The sequence below is a fragment of the Halolactibacillus miurensis genome (assembly GCF_900116255.1).
GTDB classification, from domain to species: Bacteria; Bacillota; Bacilli; order Bacillales; family Amphibacillaceae; genus Halolactibacillus; species Halolactibacillus miurensis.
Genome location: NZ_FPAI01000002.1, coordinates 105,967 through 124,813, shown reverse-complemented (window position 1 = coordinate 124,813; position 18,847 = coordinate 105,967). Strand labels below are relative to the sequence as shown.

Below are 18,847 nucleotides of genomic sequence, written 5' to 3'. Positions count from 1 at the left end.
TTACCACCTCAAGCTTTTTAAAATTGTTGTTTCCATTCAATCTGTGTGAAATCACCTAGCTGGTCGACGAGTTGTTTAACTTGGTTAAGCAAGGCAAGGCGATTGTTTTTTACTTTGTCATTATCAACCATCACCATCGTCTCGTCAAAGAAACGATTGATTGCCGGTGTCAGTGCCTCAAGTTCTTCTAACGCCTCTTTGTAAGCTTCTTCTTTGATCCGAGCTTCAAATGAGGCTCGCACTTCAAGGAGTGTCTGATATAAAGCTGTTTCTGATTCATTATCAAATAGATGTGCCTCAACCTCAGTTGTTGTTGCTTTCTTTGCTAAATTTAATGAGCGTACGAGCGCTTCTTCCGTTTCTTTAAACGCTTCATCTTTACGGCTATCTTCTAGTAGATTAGCTTTAATGAAGAGTTGATGTAACTGACCCAGCCCTAAACTTGTGACAGCTTCTATGATATCACGTTCCACACCGCGTTCTTTAGCAATATAGCTTACACGAGCACGGAAGAAGTCCGTCACATTATGTTTCACCACGTCATAATCATTCACGGCAATCGCTGTTGTTTCATAGTGACTCACGATGAGGTCGAGTAAATCTTCAAATGATAGAGACCAACCAAAGCGTTCTAAAATTTGAACCACCCCCATCGCTTGTCGACGCAAGGCATAAGGGTCTTGTGAGCCTGTTGGCATTAAGCCAACGGCAATACAACCCACGATCGTATCCATCTTATCAGCCACACTTAAAATTTGACCGACGGTTGATACCGGTAAAGCGTCATGTGCATGTCGCGGCATATATTGCTCGTTTAAAGCAACACTGACAGCTTCACTTTCTCCTTTAAGGCGTGCATACTTTTCGCCCATGACACCTTGTAAGTTGGTAAACTCATTGACCATTTGGGTGACTAAGTCAAACTTACTAATGTGAGCCGCACGGTGAACATCTTTTACGACTGCTTGGTCAAATTGTAGCGCAATCGCCACACTTTGACTGATGGCTGTTACACGTTCGACTTTGTCATGTAAGGTACCGAGTTTTTCTTGGAAGACCATCCGTGTTAGCTTGTCATTATTCGCTTCAATCGATTGTTTTTGATCTTCTTCATAGAAGAACACGGCATCTTTAAGACGCGCATTCAATACTTTTTCATTTCCGCGTTTCACGGTATCGATATGATCATCGTTACCGTTTCGCACCGCTATAAAGTACGGTAATAACGTGTGATCTGTTTGTCTAACCGGGAAGTAACGTTGGTGCTCTTTCATTGATGTAATCAAGGCCTCTTCAGGGACGTCTAGGAAGTCTTTACTAAACTCTCCGTAGAACACGGTTGGATATTCCACGAGGTGCGTGACTTCTTCTAACAAGTCCTCATCTATTGGCACAACAAAATCTTGTGCAGTTTCAAGCGCTTTGATTTGTTCAACAATCATCGCCTGTCTTTCAGTTGTACTTGCGATGACATACTCATCTTTTAAGGCCGCTTGGTAAGATAAAGCGTCACTTATTGTGATAGTGTGACCGAGGAAGCGGTGGCCACGCGTGTCATTACTTGACACAACCTCTTCAATCTCAAACGGAATGACGTCGGTATCATTTAAGGCAAGTATCCATTTGATAGGGCGAATAAACCGTAAAGAACGATCGCCCCATCGCATATTTTTAGGGAAGTTAAGCGATAAAACAACGTCTTTAAAATCTGGTAAGATGGCGGTTGCAAGTTGTCCTTCAGTATATTTTTCAACAAAAATATACTCATGGCCATCGACTGTTTTCACAACGATATCCTCAACCGTTTTGCCTTGACCTTTACAAAAACCTATCGCGGCTTTTGACCAGTCGCCTGCTTGGTCTTTTGCAATTTGTAATTTCGGACCTCTTACTTCTTCATGGAGATCAGGCTGTTTTGATTCAAGGTTATGAATAAGGACCGCAAAACGTCTCGGGGTAATAAATGTGTCCATTTTTTCATAAGCTAACCGTGACTCGTCTAACCAAGCCGCTGTTTTTTCAGATAATTGCTTTTCTGTGTCCGTCAAGAAACGGGCCGGCATTTCTTCTAAACCAATTTCGAATAAGACATTACTTGTTGTCATGAGAGCCCTCCTCTTTTAACATTGGGAAACCTAAAGCTTCACGTTTTTCTACATATAATTTCGCGATTTCTCGCGCTAAGTTACGTACGCGTCCGATATAACCTGTTCGCTCAGTGACTGAAATGACCCCACGCGCATCAAGTAAGTTGAAGGTATGTGAACATTTTAAAACATAATCATATGCTGGGAAGACAAGCGATTGTTCCATCGCCCGCTTAGCTTCTTGTTCATATTGATTAAACAATTTAAACAACAAGTCTGTATCTGACGCTTCAAATGTATAAGTTGAATGTTCAAATTCTGGTTGATAGAAAATATCACGCACCGTGACACCTTCCGTCCACGTTAAATCAAACACATTTTCTTTATCTTGGATATATGAAGCTAAACGTTCCATTCCATAAGTAATCTCAACCGCGACAGGTTTGGCTTCCAGACCACCAATTTGTTGGAAATACGTAAATTGTGTAATTTCCATCCCGTCTAACCATACTTCCCAGCCAAGTCCTGCCGCACCAAGCGTTGGATTTTCCCAGTTATCTTCGACAAAACGAATATCATGTTCTAATGGATTAATACCTAATTTTTTCAGTGAATCTAAGTATAACTCTTGAATATTATCTGGTGATGGCTTCATAATCACCTGGAATTGATGGTGTTGATACAATCGATTCGGGTTATCACCGTAACGACCATCGGCTGGTCGACGTGACGGTTCTACATACGCCACATTCCAAGGCTCTGGACCTAAACTTCTTAGTAAAGTCATCGGTGACATCGTCCCGGCCCCTTTTTCTGTGTCATAGGCTTGCATTAAAATACAGCCTTCATCTGACCAATGCTTTTGTAATGTTAAAATCATATCTTGAATATGCATACCATTGTCCTCCTTTTTTAAACCCTTCATTTCTTACATGGTTATTGTCGTACGCTTATTTAACTACCACATTAAAAATCCCGTCCCTATGCTTCAATCAATGATCGAAACATAGGGACGGGATTTCCGCGGTTCCACCCTATTTACTAAAGCAAGCTTTAGTCACTTTTTTTAAAACAATAGCTCACGAGCGCCTTCAAATAAGGACAATTATTTGGCTTTCACTATCCCAAATTCGCTAGTCAATCGTTCCCTTATTTTACTCTTCTCTTTCATCGCTAGTAATCATATTCTAGTTAAAATCTTAATGAAACAACGCGCTTTTGTCAAGTGCTACTTTAACGCATCCAACTGATCTAAAAACCGACGTGATTTTAAGAAGACACCTGAATGATGTTCGAAGTACTCTTTTAACACATAATTTAATAGCTGTTTATTTTCAGGTTTAACCGAAATATTCTCAACTCGGTTCACGTCCACTTCTAAAAAGAGTCGCATCAGTTTAATCACTTGTGGATTTAACGCCAAACTATACGTATCTCGCTTGCCACACGACTGACACAGCGCACCACCATCACCAATCGAAAAGTGAGTTAAGTTGTCGGTTGTCCCGCACGACTGACAATGATCTAACATAGGTTTAATTCCTAAGAGCGGGTAAAGTTTCATCTCATACATCATCGTTACGACTTCTGGGTCTTTATCTTGTTCAATTGCTGTAAGCGTCTTAAGCAATTGGTCATAGATAAAGGGTAAAGGCGTACCTTCATCTACAACACGATAGGTAAGTTCTGCCATGTAACTCGCATAGGCTGTTTTGAATAGGTCTTCTCTCACTTTGCGAAATGAATGAATCACATCACCTTGTTGGAGCGTACCAAGACCTTTGCCTACTCTTAATAAAAAATCACCTTGAATAAACATTTGAGAAATGGCACCATTTCTACTTTTCGGTTTTTTCGCTCCTTGAGCAATGACCGCTATTTTACCGAATCGCTTCGTCAACAAGGTGACAATTTTATGTGTTTCTTTGTAATCAAATGTACGAATAACAATTGCTTCTGTTTTTTCAAACATGAAAACCGTCCTCTACCCTTAAATTTACCTTAACGATAATTTTCTGGATCAAATCCGAATTCACTTAAGTAACGTTCTTGATTACGCCAGTCTTTCTTCACCTTCACCCATAGTTCTAAATACACTTTGTTACCGAGTAAACGCTCGATATCACGGCGTGCTTGATGACCAATTTTTTTTAGCATCGTCCCTTGTTTTCCGATGACGATTCCTTTTTGAGTCGAACGTTCGACAATAATCGTTGCTTGAACAAGGACTTTTTCATCAGGATTTTTCTCGATTTTCTCAACAACAACTGCAATGGAATGTGGTACTTCTTCACGGGTATGATGCAGGACTTTTTCGCGAATCAACTCACTAATAATAAAGCGTTCCGGGTGATCAGTCACTTGATCTTTCGGATAATATTGCGGTCCCTCTGGCAGTTGGTCTGTTAAGACTTCTAATAAGTGATCCACATTATTGCCTTCTAAGGCAGAAATCGGGATAATTTCTTTGAAATCATATTTATCTTTGTATTCCGTAATCAAAGTAAACAGATTATCCGGGTGAATGCGATCAATTTTATTAATGATTAAGTAAACGGGCTTTTTCACAGAGGCTAAGCGGTCAATAATATACTGGTCCCCTCGACCGAACCCTTCTTCTGCATTAATCATAAACATCACCGCATCGACTTCGTTTAAGGTATTTTCAGCAAGCTTGACCATAAAGTCACCTAACCGGTGCTTTGGTTTGTGAATACCCGGTGTGTCAATGAACACGAGTTGAGCGTCGTCTGTCGTGAGGACACCTTGAATGGTATTTCTTGTCGTTTGGGCTTTATCACTCATAATCGCAATTTTTTGTCCAATAACGCGATTTAGAAAAGTTGATTTTCCAACGTTTGGTCGCCCAATGATCGTGATAAAACCTGATTTAAATGCTTGATTTGTCATATATGTTCCTCCATCTGTTGTTGTTAGAAAAATACAGCGAGCAATTTAGGGATAAAAATAATAGAACCGATTACGAGCGCAATACTGCTCGCTACTAAAACGCCACCCGCTGTTAAATCTTTGATGATGCCTACTTTTGGATGCCACTCAGGCGCTAAATAATCCAATAACATTTCAACGGCTGTATTAAATACTTCCGAAGATAGAACTAATCCGAAAGTCAAAAATAACAGCACCCATTCGGTAAAACTCACTTGAAAAACAAAACCTAATATAATAACGATTACTGTTAGTAAGACATGTACCCGCATATTGATTTCATTTTTAAATGCAAAAACTAAGCCGTTAATGGCATATTTTAGCCCGATTGTTTTTTGTTTAATTTCTTGATAATCCGAAGCCATTGAGAAGCTCCTCTTGTCTATTATTCATCACTTGTTCATCTTCGGGTTCTATATGATCATAACCAAGTAAATGTAAAAAACCATGTAAAGCTAAAAAGCCAAGTTCTCGCTCAAAGCTATGTTCGTAAAGCTCTGCTTGTTCTTTTGTCCGATCAATGGAAATAATGATATCACCAAGTACTACTGGCATGCCGGGTAACGGTTCGACAGGATAACCATCGTCTGTTTCCTCAAGTAATGCAAATGAAATCACATCGGTCGGTTGATCTTTATCCCGGAAATCACGATTGAGTTCTTGAATCCGAGCATCATCAACAAATGTGACTGATAATTCGGCTAGGTCGGATACTTTTTCTTCTTGCGCTGCATAGTGAAGCAATTCATCAACGAGCTGCATGTGTTCGCCTAATACCACGTTTGTATCGTCTAGATAGTCTATTAACATAGGAGTCATCCTTTCTTTTCGTCTGGATATTCAATTCGAGAATGATAAATACCGTTTAACGTCTCAGATAATGTGTAACTGATTTTTCTAAGGTCTAAAAAAGTTAAGTGACAGTCATCAAATTGACCATCTTGCATGCGGTCATTGATAATCGATTGAATTAAGTGATCGATTTTTTCTTTCGTCGGTTCTTTCATCGAACGCACCGCCGCCTCGACTGAATCACAAATCGAGATGACAGCATTTTCTTTCGTTTGCGGCTTCGGGCCAGGATAGCGGAATTTACTTTCTTCCACATCTGGTAACGTTTCTTTTGCTTGATAGTAAAAATACTTAACGAGTGTTGTTCCGTGGTGCTGCTTAGCCACGTCAATAATTTCTTGCGGGAATTTATTCGCTTTTAAAATCCTAGCACCGTCAAGTGTATGCGATAGAATAATCGTGGCACTTTGAATCGGAGTTAAGAAATCATGCGGATTCTGAATCCCCATCTGATTTTCAATAAAATAATGCGGGTGCGCTGTTTTACCGATGTCATGAAAGTAGCTTGCCACGCGAGCAAATAAACCATTCGCACCAATCGCTTCACACGCCGCTTCACTTAAATTAGCGACCATTAAGCTATGATGATATGTCCCCGGTGCTTCCGTTAAGATTTTTTTCAATAACGGATGGTTTGGATTAGCTAAACGAATGAGTTTAGTATCGGATAAAATGCTTAAAATGGATTCAAAGAACGGTAAAGTACCGACCACAACAATACCTGAGACCATTGCTTGAATAATGCCAAAGCCAACTTGTAACATGATAAACGTCCAAGAGTAGCTTTCATAAGCAATAAACAAAAAGCTCAAAATAACAACACTATTCACCAAACTGTTAGCCAGTACAACTTTTAAAATCGTAAACCTTTCCGTCACTTTTCGCAATACAAAAATCGTCGCGAGTTGTGAAAATAACAAATACACACCTGCCTGTAAGTTCAGTGCCCCTGGAATCGATTGATTAAACAGAACGGTTGCGGATAAACTGAAAAACAGCGCATATAAAATCGCCAGCTTTTCTTTAAACAACAAACGAATAAGCATGCTGACAGAGGCAATTGGCATAAGTAAATAGAGCGAGGTCGCCTCGACCTCGATTAAACTCATAAATTTCATCATGATTAATGGCACTAACGTTAAAATGAGTAAAGCTAACGCATGCTTTCCGCCATCTTTCGTTAAATCAATATCAAAGTAAAAGCCATAACCTAAAACACTCACTAGTAACGCGACAAAAAAGGCGAGCCCAATAAGCGGATAAAAATTACGTCCTTGGTCTAGTAAGCCCACTAACGAGAGCGTCTCATATATATCATTAGAGATTGTTTGGCCTTCTCTGACAATAACTTCTCCTGCTCTAATCATCTGAGGCTCCACATTATTTAGTGCTTGTTGTTCGGCTTCCATCGTTTTTTCAATCGAGAAAAACGAATTTTCTACTAATATTTCCTGACCGAGTGTACTTAAGGTCATAATGATTTCTTCCGGTAACATAGCGTATTTTAACCGGTCATCAAGTCCCTCTCGCTTAGCAGCTAACTCATCACGCGTAATCCCCTCATTAAAAGCTTCATTTAACGTACTGACAAGCAGAGTATAACTACTATTTTTTTGCGCCGCTGACATGTTCATTAATGTTTGCCATTCGGATTCAGGTAACGCTTGATAAACATCTTCTCCTAGCATTTCTTTTAATAGCTGTAGTTTCTCAGGTAAGGTTCGCTCAACTTCTACTGTTTCAGTTGTTTCTTGATTATCACTCGTGTCTGTTTCCTCATTATTAGCGTCATCTGCTCTTTCGTCTTCTATCGTTATAGGTTCATTTACGACGTCAATCGCTTCAAAAACATCTTCAATTAAAGCCAATTGCTCCGATGTAATGCTGTGTAGCACCTCGTATCGATCACCAACCGCTTGCACGGCTTCACGTTGTAACCGTTCGGTTTCTTTTGTATCCTCAATGGTGATCGGTGAGCGGATGGTTTCTTTCGCTTGACTAAATCGTTCTATTTCGTACGTTTCTGTAAAAACATTTGAGACAAGTAATAGAAACAAGCCCACCGCGATGAAAGCGAGGGTGACCCAAATGATGATATGTTGATACGACTTGACCAATCGTTCTAACCAAATTTTCACGCACAAAACTCCTTTAGCTTGTGACATTAACTACATTTTACCACACATCGACTTTTTTTGGTTGGTAAATTAGCAGAGAAAAAGACCCTCACGATGAAATGACGGTCTCTTAGACTATTCTTCTTCGTATGCCTCAATGATTCGTTGAACAACAGGGTGTCTAACGACATCTTGTTGTTTTAAATAAACAAATCCGATACCTGAGACGTTTTTTAATCTCGTCTCTACTGAACGTAAACCTGACTCTGTCCCTCTTGGTAGATCGACTTGCGTAATATCACCTGTGACAATCATTTTCGAACCAAAACCAAGTCGGGTCAGAAACATTTTCATTTGATTAGGCGTTGTATTTTGTGCTTCATCAAGAATGACATAGGCATCATCAAGCGTACGTCCACGCATATAAGCAAGCGGCGCAATTTCAATGGTGCCACGTTCAATGAGACGCGTTGTGTGTTCTTGTCCTAAAATCGCATGTAAACTATCATATAACGGACGTAAATATGGATCAACTTTCTCTTTTAAGTCACCTGGTAGAAAACCTAAACTCTCACCTGCTTCAACGGCTGGTCTCGTAAGAATAATCCGTTTAATCTCACCTTTTTTCAAGGCTTTTACAGCCATGACAACGGCTAAAAATGTTTTACCTGTTCCAGCTGGCCCGATGCCAAAAACAACCTCTTGTTTTTTCATTTGATTCACATAACCACGTTGGCCAATCGTTTTTACCCGAATCGGCTGTCCAAGATGTGTGCGCATAATTTCTTCTTCGAATAATTGATGAAATTGATCTATACGGCCTTTCTTTGCAAGGTCCACAACATAAATCACATCGCGTTCCGTTATGCTATTACCTCGTCTGATTACATCAATCAAAGCTTTCAATACTGCATCTACAAGTGCGGCGGCGTCGGCGTTGCCTTCAACTCTAACTTCTTCACCGCGTGTGATAATCGTGACCGATAATTTATCTTCGATAAGATGAAGATGGCGATCTTCCGTGCCAAATAAGGCCTGCACTTCATCGTGGTCTTTGAATACTAAATCAATCAATTGTGTCATAAATAAACTCCCTTAAGTGAAATAATCATTCAATTTTATAAGTCTCTAATACTGAAAAAAAGACGGTTACGTTTACTTTACCATTCCCTATCGATTGATGCAAAACTTTTTCATCATAGACCTCTTCCACATGCGGTTCATATAAAATCCGCTGCCTTAATTGTTGTTGCGCTAATTGGTAAAGCGCGTCTTGGTCTAACTCATCCTTCATAGAATACGGTGTCGTCTCTAATATTTTTTCAACACTCAACGCTAGCCAGGGTAAACTAAACTGTTCAATGATTGCTTTAGAGGTTGTTGTTTTCCGCTGAAAGGTGAGCGGTATCGTCCAATCATTCAAACGTAGTCGATAATAGTGCTTGGTTTGATTGTTCATCGTATCAAACAGTGATTCCATATTATAAGAAGCAGTGACTTTAAACCATGTATTTAAAGTAAGCTCCGCTCGAATTGGCACACGTTTAGACTCATAGACATCATCTGGTTGATCTTCTTCAGTAATCTTCTCGTTTAACTCCCCGGTAATGAGTAAATCCCCTTGTTCAACCACTTGATTGACCTCCACGCATTTTCTTCCTTGATAAGTGATTAAAGAGGTTATTAGCCCTTTTTTGGGGGCATAGTAAGCATAACGGTTACTTGTTTCGACATCAGCGATGATGTCACCTTCCCCCGTAATAGTCATAACGCCCCCTTTTCTTGCAATATCAAAGTAACGGTATGTCGGGAAATGTTCTTTTAAAGCTAAGCGAATGCTGTCGTAATCAGGTAAATCATCGAGACGATGTAACGGTGTCACATTCAATAACTCAAGCGTTTCTCTCATCGCTATTTCATCATATGGATTGTCTACGTCAATCCTTACAATGAGTAGTATTTGCGTTAAATATAAATAGCAAACGAGACCAAACAAGCTAAGGATCACCGTAAACCTATGTAAGACAAACTGTTTTTTGATGTGGTTAATGGTTGGTCGGGTTAAGAAATAGACTTTTACATGATGACGTTTAACCCTTCTTAATTTTCTTATATCCTGTTTCCTAACATAAAAAGTCACAGCTTCATCCAGACATTCAACCGTATGTAAATCAATATTTCTTTGACGTATTGCGTCTATATAAAAACAAGTATCCTCTGGTTTCCCGTGTACGTTTACTTTAATTAAACTTCGCCACATCAGACGATTATCTCCCTTCAAAACGAATGGCTTCTATAGTACCGGTGACTTCCAACCTTTCAACGGTTAATATATTAACGACTAAATCCTCCCCGTGTATCGTTACATACTTATGTTGTAATTGAACTTTTATTTGACTCTGACTCAACATAAGTAGTTGTTCATAACGACTAATGACCATCAAATGATCGCCAACAAGATTGATATTGACCTGATTTATTAATTGTGTCATCTCGGTTAATTTAGACATCGATGGTTTCATAAAAACACCTAATTTCTGTTTAGTCTCTGTTATTAGTCTATGCCCACGATGGTAAGATATACTTTTATATGACTAAGACGTAAAAAAGCCCTTAACGTTCAAAACGTTAAGGGCCAAAACTCATAAATATCTTTTTGACTGGTAAGGTTTTTTTGCACGTGGCGCTGATAACACTTCCGCCATAATCACACTGCGCTTCAATCCGCTTTTTGTTAACTGACTTTTTAAAGCGATTGGACTGCTCACCTTTTGCTTAGGTTCAAGCATAGTTAAACGATTGGTTGTTTTCTTCATTTGTTGTCTTGACGTTTTAACTTTTCGATCCGATTCTTTTTTTGAATCAACCGCTAACTTATCACGTAAGTCACGAAGTTGTGTTTCCATCGTTTGATTTGTAGACAGTTCCGGTTCGCTTTTGACTTCAGTATATGGTGAATAGTCACCAGATGTCTCAACCTGAGGTGACGGCTTCATTCGTTGCATCGTCGATTGAGACGGTTGAGACTTTGGTGTCATTTGTTTTGGTGTTTTCTTTTCTGCTTGTTTACTATCATCGGATTTAGATTTTAATACGCTTGATCCAATAATGAGTAAAAAGCTGATTAATGGAATAATAATATCATCCATTTGATCACATCCGCTTCGAATTTGTCTTAGAGATTTTACTCTTCATCTGTATCTTCTTCTGACATTTTACCGATTGAATCTCTCATCTCTGTATCCGCACCAATATTACGGTAATTCATGTAATCCATGACACCCATATGACCGCTACGAAGAGCTTCTGCTAGTGCACGTGGAACATCTGCTTCTGCTTCAACCACTTTCGCGCGCATTTCTTGAACTCGAGCCACCATTTCTTGTTCTTCGGCAACAGCCATCGCACGACGTTCTTCTGCTTTCGCCTGAGCAATATTTTTATCTGCTTCTGCTTGGTCCGTTTGAAGGATCGCCCCAATATTTTTACCGATATCAACATCAGCAATATCAATCGAGAGAATTTCAAATGCCGTTCCAGCATCTAACCCACGATTTAAGACATTATGCGAGATAGAGTCTGGGTTTTCAAGTACTTGTTTATGGGACTTTGAACTACCAATCGTACTAACAACACCCTCACCAACACGGGCAATAACCGTTTCTTCACCCGCACCACCAACAAGGCGGTCGATATTGGCACGTACGGTAATACGTGCTTTTGCTTTTACTTCAATCCCGTCCATCGCAATACCAGCGATAAAAGGCGTTTCGATGACTTTAGGGTTAACACTCATTTGAACCGCTTGTAAGACGTCACGGCCCGCTAAATCGATTGCAGCGGCACGTTCAAAGCTTAGTTCAATATTGGCTCGTTGCGCGGCAATAAGCGCGTTAACGACCCGGTCAACATTACCACCAGCTAGATAGTGGGATTCTAATTGATTTGTATTAACATCAACACCGGCCTTATGAGCCTTAATTAATGGATTGATGACACGGTTTGGTACAACGCGACGTAAGCGCATACCAACCAGTGTGAAAATACTTACCTTTACTCCAGCAGCTAAAGCACTAATCCATAGCGCCACTGGTACAAACGTTAATAACACAACCAGGGCAATAATGATAATCCCTATCGCAATAATTGGGAAAAAATCTGCCACACTATTAAATTCATTCATAATTCATTTCCTCCTCTTCGATCCTTTGTACAACAATACGTGATCCATTGACTGAGATGATTTCAATCGGATCATTTTGTCTGATAAAGTTTCCAACAGAAACGATATCCAAACGTTCGCCTTCAAATAAACCAGTGCCTGAAGGTCTCAGTGGTGTAAGCGCACGTCCCTTTAGCCCTACTAACTGTTCGCGACTGACAGATGAGACGTAGCCTTTATCAACTGTCTCACGGTCAGCAAGAATAATATGGCGTAACAACCCTTTCTGTAAGCCAATGCGTTTGTATAAATACACCGCGACTAAAATCGTCAATGTAATGGCGATCAGTAGACTCAGACTTAAAGCAAAAATATTGTCCGTTGCCATAAACAGACTCACGATAATACTCATTGTTCCTAAGCCACCGAGTATACCTCCAGGGACAAAGAATTCAATCACAATGAGCGCGGCCCCAATAATAAGTAACACAAAGACTTCATAACCGGCTAGTCCTGCGATTAAGTGCCCATAGAAGAATAACACTAAACTTATAAGGCCAATCGAACCAGCAACACCAAAACCTGGTGAATACAACTCAACAACAAGACCAATACCTGCAAGTGACAACAAAATGGATACAACAACAGAGTTGGTTAGAAATCTTGCCAATGTTTCTGCCGGTTGTTGTTCAACTTCCACAATCTCGGCATTCTCTAACCCAAGTGCTGTTAGTACATCGGCACGTGAATTAACCGTACCGTTCGAATATCCTACTTCTAACGCTTTTGTTGGGCCAAGGGTCAAATACGTCCCTTCCGGAGCATTGTATTCAGGTAAGTCGATGGAGGCATCTGCCATTGCTTCAGCATAAATGCGCTCTCTTCCGTTAGCTTCTGCTGCACTTCCCATCGCCTCACGCCAATATGATTGTGCTTTTTGATCAGCGGCAGTCCCATCATTATTGATAATACCACTTGCGCCAATCGTTGCTTGTGGCGACATATAAATGTTATCAGAAAATAACGCAATGTATGAGCCCGCTGAGAGCGCACGTGAACGTATGTAAGTCGTCGTATCAATCTCAACGGATTGCAGTAGTTCACCAATATCATTGGCCGCTTCAACAAGGCCACCAGGGGTATTCACTTCAAAAATAATATGTTCGGCTTCTTGTTCTGTCGCCTCACCAATAGCGCGATTTAAAAAGGCGCCTAAGCCTTTCTCTACTTCATTCTCAATCGGTATCACATAGACGGTTTCACCATCTGCGTGAATAGATTGTGGTTGAATAAGATGCATGAGCGGTAAGAAACTGATGATCACCAACAGTATTGCCAAGTAATTTTTCTTCACTTCACCACCTCCTTCTTTTTAATGTCAATATTGAAGAACCTTACCATACTATGGTATCAGTATATCATGTAAATATCAAAAAATAACGTAAAATCTATCCGATCTTCTACGAAAAGTAAAAAAGACCCTATTCGATAGAATAAGGTCTTTCTTCACTTTGAGATTTCGAAATATTTATGATAAATGTTTTTGCACGAGTTTATTCACTTGTGTACCATCCGCTTTGCCTTTAACCTTCGGCATAAGCGCACCCATCACTTTACCCATCTCTTGCTTAGACGTTGCTTGAACTTGTGCGATGGTTTCAACAACAATTGCTTCAAGTTCTTCATCTGATAGCTGCTTTGGCATATACACTTGTAAAAATTCAATCTCTCGATCAAGATTTTCAACAAGGTCTTCGCGTCCAGCTTCTTTAAATTCACGGAGGGAATCCTTACGTTGTTTTAGCTCGCGAGCTAAAACAGTGAGTTCTGCTTCTTCTGATAATGACTCGTTACCAAGTTTAATCGCTTCATTTTGAAGGGAAGCTTTTACCATGCGAATCGTACTCAGCTTTTGCTTTTCCTTATTACGCATCGCTTGTTTCATATCTTGGTTTAAAGTATCTAACAATGACATTACAATCTACACCCTCTTTATAAGAAAACACACTTCTTATCGTTTATTACTTACGCTTTCTAGCCGCCTCAGATTTCTTCTTACGTCTTACGCTAGGTTTTTCATAAAATTCACGCTTACGATATTCAGACATTGTACCTGATTTTGATACACTGCGTTTAAAGCGACGAAGAGCATCTTCAAGAGACTCGTTTTTACGAACGCGAGTTGTATTTGACATGCTAATTTCCCTCCCTCCGAAGCATCCAACATTTTAATAGGACATTTTAGCCATAGGCGAAAAATGTCTCTATGACATTATAATATATAGATATTTTTAGGTCAATGTTTTGTTTTCAAACAAACAAGAACTTTGACAAAAAAACGAGAAACATCAAGATGAAAGCGTGATTATACTTCAGTTAATCGCGGTTCTGACATGACGCGCACACATTCACCTTGATTGATTGGATAACCGGCTTTTGTCAGTTTTACCCGGACAATCTCTCCAATCATTGACGCATCACCCGCAAATTGAAGACGCATATAATTATCAGAGTAACCCGTCAATAATGTTTCTCCGTTAACTTCCTCAACTTCTTCAGGAATCACTTCAACAACGTCTCCTTCATAATGACTCGCATAGACTTTTGCTTGTTGTTCTGATAGGGCCATTAGTTTATGTACCCGATCATTTTTCGTCTCATCATTCACTTGGTCAGCCATCTTAGCAGCCGGTGTACCTGTTCGTTTCGAGTACGGAAACACATGAAGCTCAGAGAAGCCAATCTCTTGGATAAAGCGATACGTCTCCATAAATTCTGCGTCCGTTTCCCCTGGGAAACCAACAATGACGTCAGACGTGACCGCTAAACCTGGTAAAGCTTGTTTAAGTCGATCAATTTGTGATTTGTAAAATTCTGTTGAATATTTCCGTCGCATCCGTTCTAAAACGGTGTCAGACCCTGCTTGAAGTGGGACATGTAAATGACGGACAATTTTCTCTGAGCGGTCAATCACTTGCATCACTTTTTCTGTAATTTGGCTCGCTTCAATCGATGAAATACGAATCCGCTTTAAGCCATCGACTTTGGTCTCTAAATCAGATAATAAATCAGCAAAGTCATATGCGGTAAAGTCTTCACCATAGCCTGCGGTATGAATACCTGTTAAAACAATCTCTTTATAGCCTGCATCGACTAATTGTTGCGCTTGTTGGATCACATTTTCTGGTTCTCGCGAGCGCAATAAGCCACGTGACCACGGAATAATACAAAATGTACAGAAATTGTTACATCCTTCTTGAATTTTAAGATTTGCTCGAGTTCGGTCAGAAAAATCTGGTACGTCCATTTCTTCAAAGACCCGATTTTTCATGATGTTTGAGACACCATTTACTGGTTCGCGCGTCTCAATGTGTTGTTCAATATAGTCAATCATCTTCGCGCGGTCTTGGGTACCAACAACGACGTCGACACCAGGAATCTCCATAACTTCACCCGGTGATACCTGGGCGTAGCAACCTGTTACGCAGACCACCGCTTCTGGATTCTTTCGAATCGCACGACGAATGACCTGACGTGACTTCTTATCGCCTGTATTCGTCACAGTACACGTGTTAATCACATAAATATCTGCGATGGATTCAAAATCAACGCGTTCATATCCTTGATCTTTAAATGACTGCCATATTCCTTCTGTTTCATATTGATTTACTTTACAACCTAACGTATGAAAGGCAACTGTCGTCATCTTCTCACTCCGTTTCTTCAAAATAATAAGATAATGCTGATAATAAGTATAAAGGGGCGGTTTCTGTCCGCAATATTCTTGGCCCTAAACGAATTGCTTGAAAATTGGCTTCATAGAAGGCACGGACTTCTTTTTCATCTAGGCCACCTTCTGGTCCAATGACAATCAGGACGCGATCACCTGGTTGAATCCGCTTAAAACGATGAGAGAGTTTTGCTGAGGCAAGTTCTCGCGTGGTTTCTTCATAGGCCATAAATAAGTGGTCATACCCTTGACTTAATTCTACAACATTAGCCAGTGTCTGAACAGAGTGGATCTCGGGTAAGATTTGTCGATGCGATTGTTCACTTGCTTCCTTTACAATCTTTCTCAGTCGGTCCAGTTTCTTTCCTTCTTTTTTCTTATCCCATTTTACAATGGAACGTACAGCGTTAAACGGCACAAAAGATCGTGCGCCAAGCTCGGTAGCTTTTTGCACGATCCAGTCCAATTTATCGCCTTTGGGTAGTCCTTGTACAATGGTGACATCAATCGGTAATTCTGTCGTGGCATCTAAGTAATCGATGATTCGCAGGGTAATATCATCATCTACCGCTGTAATTTGACAGATCGCTTGTTTGCCTTCAGGATGACTACAGATAACATGATCGTCTACTTTTTTTCGCATCACATTGACAATATGATGATAATCATCGCCTGTAATGGTGACTTGATCACCTTGCCACTGATTTTTATCAACAAAATAATATTGCATCACGCCTCACCCTTTACTCGTTTTCTGGCTTTCTAGCCACAATGGAAATCCAATCTTCCATCTGGTTTACTTCAACAATGTCAAAACCTGCATCTATTAATGCCTGTTTGACATGATCTTTTTTCTGCATAATGATGCCAGACGTGATGAAATATCCTCCCGGTTTAAGAGCTTTGAAAGCATCATTTTCAAACAAGAGAATAATTTCAGCTAATATATTCGCCACCACGATATCGACTGTTTTATCGACACCTTCGAGTAAATTGTTTTGTTTGATCGTCACTTGGTCATGAACGTGGTTTAACTTTGTATTAATGCGTGCTGAATGAACAGCGACTTCATCTAAATCATACGCATCGATATGACTGGCACCTAGTTTTGCCGCGGCGATACTTAAGACACCCGAACCAGTACCAACATCAATGACTGTGTCATGATCTGATAGATAATTTTCAATCGCTTGGATACTTAATACTGTTGTCGGGTGTGTCCCCGTTCCAAACGCCATACCTGGGTCTAGTTCAATGATTAACTCATCTGCACTAACCGGTGTATACTCTTCCCATGTCGGTGTAATCGTAATATGATTTGATATTTTAACCGGTTTATAATACTTCTTCCAAGCGGTCGCCCATTGTTCTTCATTAACTTCACTTACAGACACTTTATTTAAACCTAAATCAATATCATAGGCCATCAATTGATTAATCGCTTGTTTGATTTGGTCCACCGTCTCACCTAGAAAACTATTCACTGGCAAGTACGCCTTAAGAATGACGCCTTCTTCTGGATAATCCTCTGGGTCTAAATCATAGATTTCGCCGAAGACATTTTCTCGTATTTTTAAAAAGTCTGCCTTATCTTCAATAACAACACCACTTGCTCCTGCTTCATGCAAAATATTCGATATCGGTTCAATCGCTTCATTGGTCGTATGAATACAGAGTTCGGACCAGTTCATGACAATCACTCTCTCTTCTTTATTTACTCACCCTTAAAGGCACGTTTTACTCGATCGAAAAAGGACCCTTCATTTTCATCCATCGGCTCATTTCCGCTTAATTCATTAAATTCTCTAAGGAGCTCTTTTTGACGTTCTGTTAAGTTAGTTGGGGTAATGACACGAATCTTAACATGTTGATCACCATGACCATAGCCACGTACATTGGGTGCGCCTTTGCCTTTTAACCTAAACGTCTTGCCCGTTTGCGTACCTGATGGTACTTTTAGTTTAACTTTTCCGTGGACAGTCGGTACTTCAATTTCATCGCCTAACGCTGCTTGGGTATAGGTGATCGGCATTTCACAGAAAATATGATCGCCTTCGCGTTGGTAAAATTCGTGACGTTTTACTTGCACAACAACATAGAGATCGCCACTTGGTCCACCATTCACACCCGCTTCACCTTTGCCAGGCACACGAATTTGTTGACCATCATCGATACCTGCTGGAATCTTAATATGAATTTTCTTCTGTTTTTTCACACGACCTTGTCCGTGACACGTTGGACATTTTTCTTTAATCTCTTGTCCGGTTCCATTACAGTGGTGACAGACCCGTTTATTAACGACACGACCAAATGGGGTGTTTTGTTCAACATTGAGTTGACCCGTTCCGTTACAGTGTTGGCATGTTTCTGGTTTTGTTCCAGGTTTTGCCCCACTACCGTGACACGTCTCGCAGTCTTCTTCTTTTGGTATCGAAATGTCTGTTTCCTTACCAAAAATCGCCTCTTCGAAACCTAAGACCATTGTATATTGTAAGTCATTACCTTGACGCGGGGCATTTGGATCACGACGTCTGCCGCCACCGAAAAACATATCGAAAATATCGCCAAAATCTTCGCCGCCGAAGCCGCCACCACCAAATCCTTGTTGCTGTGGACCTGCGTGACCAAACTGGTCATATTGTGCCCGTTTTTGATCGTTGCTTAATACTTCATACGCTTCTTTTGCTTCTTTAAATTTATCTGGAGCATCCGTATCTTTGTTTACGTCCGGATGATATTTCCGAGCGAGTTTACGATAGGCTTTTTTAATTTCTTCTTTTGAAGCACCTTTTTCAAGTCCTAGTACTTCATAATAATCACGTTTACTCATAGATTTTCACTCCCGTCACTTCTTGTTTCACATAAATGTAATCATAACATGCACAAAATAAGAAGTACAATATTGTTTAGATCTTTAACATGAAAAGAGTCAAAGCCAAGTAGACTTGAC

At 40.1% G+C, this 18,847-nt stretch carries 19 protein-coding genes and 1 other annotated feature; all 19 genes read right to left on the bottom strand.

Annotated elements, in window-relative coordinates:
- Positions 1-17 precede the first annotated feature (17 nt).
- Positions 18-2,105, bottom strand: a complete 2,088-nt coding sequence (gene glyS, locus BM390_RS02335) for a glycine--tRNA ligase subunit beta (protein WP_062319119.1) — start codon at positions 2,103-2,105, stop codon at positions 18-20.
- Entirely contained in the window at positions 2,092-2,982 is an 891-nt protein-coding gene (glyQ, locus tag BM390_RS02330; protein WP_062319117.1) for a glycine--tRNA ligase subunit alpha, read from the bottom strand. The genes glyS and glyQ overlap by 14 nt, the downstream gene beginning before the upstream one ends.
- 110 nt (positions 2,983-3,092) lie before the next feature.
- Positions 3,093-3,267, bottom strand: a binding site (T-box leader).
- A gap of 48 nt (positions 3,268-3,315) precedes the next feature.
- On the bottom strand, positions 3,316-4,059 hold the full coding sequence (gene recO, locus BM390_RS02325; RefSeq protein WP_062319115.1) for a DNA repair protein RecO: 744 nt from the start codon (positions 4,057-4,059) through the stop codon (positions 3,316-3,318).
- Between the two features lie 29 nt (positions 4,060-4,088).
- Entirely contained in the window at positions 4,089-4,997 is a 909-nt protein-coding gene (gene era, locus BM390_RS02320; RefSeq protein WP_062319112.1) for a GTPase Era, read from the bottom strand.
- Positions 4,998-5,020: 23 nt separating this feature from the next.
- On the bottom strand, positions 5,021-5,401 hold the full coding sequence (locus BM390_RS02315; RefSeq protein WP_089852827.1) for a diacylglycerol kinase family protein: 381 nt from the start codon (positions 5,399-5,401) through the stop codon (positions 5,021-5,023).
- Positions 5,376-5,846 (bottom strand): rRNA maturation RNase YbeY, encoded by a 471-nt coding sequence (gene ybeY, locus BM390_RS02310; RefSeq protein WP_062319110.1) that lies wholly within the window; start codon positions 5,844-5,846, stop codon positions 5,376-5,378. Before ybeY ends, BM390_RS02315 begins: the two co-directional genes overlap by 26 nt.
- Before the next feature lie 5 nt (positions 5,847-5,851).
- A complete protein-coding gene (locus tag BM390_RS02305; RefSeq protein WP_062319108.1) occupies positions 5,852-8,026 on the bottom strand; it encodes an HD family phosphohydrolase in 2,175 nt (724 codons plus the stop codon).
- 114 nt (positions 8,027-8,140) lie between these two features.
- Positions 8,141-9,088 (bottom strand): PhoH family protein, encoded by a 948-nt coding sequence (locus BM390_RS02300; protein WP_062319106.1) that lies wholly within the window; start codon positions 9,086-9,088, stop codon positions 8,141-8,143.
- A 25-nt stretch (positions 9,089-9,113) separates the two neighbouring features.
- Positions 9,114-10,265, bottom strand: coding sequence for a sporulation protein YqfD (locus tag BM390_RS02295; protein ID WP_062319105.1), 1,152 nt, complete (start codon positions 10,263-10,265; stop codon positions 9,114-9,116).
- A 7-nt stretch (positions 10,266-10,272) separates the two neighbouring features.
- Positions 10,273-10,527, bottom strand: coding sequence for a YabP/YqfC family sporulation protein (locus BM390_RS02290; RefSeq protein ID WP_062319103.1), 255 nt, complete (start codon positions 10,525-10,527; stop codon positions 10,273-10,275).
- A gap of 120 nt (positions 10,528-10,647) precedes the next feature.
- The gene (locus BM390_RS02285) at positions 10,648-11,154 is read right to left on the bottom strand and encodes a hypothetical protein (RefSeq protein ID WP_062319101.1); all 507 of its coding nucleotides are present in this window, start codon (positions 11,152-11,154) and stop codon (positions 10,648-10,650) included.
- 35 nt (positions 11,155-11,189) lie between these two features.
- Positions 11,190-12,188 (bottom strand): flotillin-like protein FloA, encoded by a 999-nt coding sequence (floA, locus tag BM390_RS02280; RefSeq protein ID WP_062319099.1) that lies wholly within the window; start codon positions 12,186-12,188, stop codon positions 11,190-11,192.
- Positions 12,181-13,521 carry an NfeD family protein gene (locus BM390_RS02275; protein ID WP_246806745.1) on the bottom strand — a complete coding sequence of 447 codons (1,341 nt, stop codon included), beginning with the start codon at positions 13,519-13,521 and terminating at the stop codon, positions 12,181-12,183. Before BM390_RS02275 ends, floA begins: the two co-directional genes overlap by 8 nt.
- Positions 13,522-13,695: 174 nt before the next feature.
- Positions 13,696-14,142 (bottom strand): GatB/YqeY domain-containing protein, encoded by a 447-nt coding sequence (locus BM390_RS02270; RefSeq protein WP_062319097.1) that lies wholly within the window; start codon positions 14,140-14,142, stop codon positions 13,696-13,698.
- A 46-nt stretch (positions 14,143-14,188) separates the two neighbouring features.
- Positions 14,189-14,362: a 30S ribosomal protein S21 gene (gene rpsU, locus BM390_RS02265; protein WP_062319095.1), complete on the bottom strand. Its 174-nt coding sequence runs from the start codon at positions 14,360-14,362 to the stop codon at positions 14,189-14,191.
- Between the two features lie 170 nt (positions 14,363-14,532).
- The gene (gene mtaB, locus BM390_RS02260) at positions 14,533-15,873 is read right to left on the bottom strand and encodes a tRNA (N(6)-L-threonylcarbamoyladenosine(37)-C(2))-methylthiotransferase MtaB (RefSeq protein WP_089852826.1); all 1,341 of its coding nucleotides are present in this window, start codon (positions 15,871-15,873) and stop codon (positions 14,533-14,535) included.
- Positions 15,874-15,877: 4 nt separating this feature from the next.
- A complete protein-coding gene (locus tag BM390_RS02255; RefSeq protein WP_089852825.1) occupies positions 15,878-16,627 on the bottom strand; it encodes a 16S rRNA (uracil(1498)-N(3))-methyltransferase in 750 nt (249 codons plus the stop codon).
- Positions 16,628-16,640: 13 nt separating this feature from the next.
- On the bottom strand, positions 16,641-17,588 hold the full coding sequence (gene prmA / locus BM390_RS02250; protein ID WP_062319093.1) for a 50S ribosomal protein L11 methyltransferase: 948 nt from the start codon (positions 17,586-17,588) through the stop codon (positions 16,641-16,643).
- Positions 17,589-17,611: 23 nt separating this feature from the next.
- The gene (gene dnaJ, locus BM390_RS02245; protein ID WP_062319090.1) at positions 17,612-18,727 is read right to left on the bottom strand and encodes a molecular chaperone DnaJ; all 1,116 of its coding nucleotides are present in this window, start codon (positions 18,725-18,727) and stop codon (positions 17,612-17,614) included.
- Positions 18,728-18,847 lie beyond the last annotated feature (120 nt).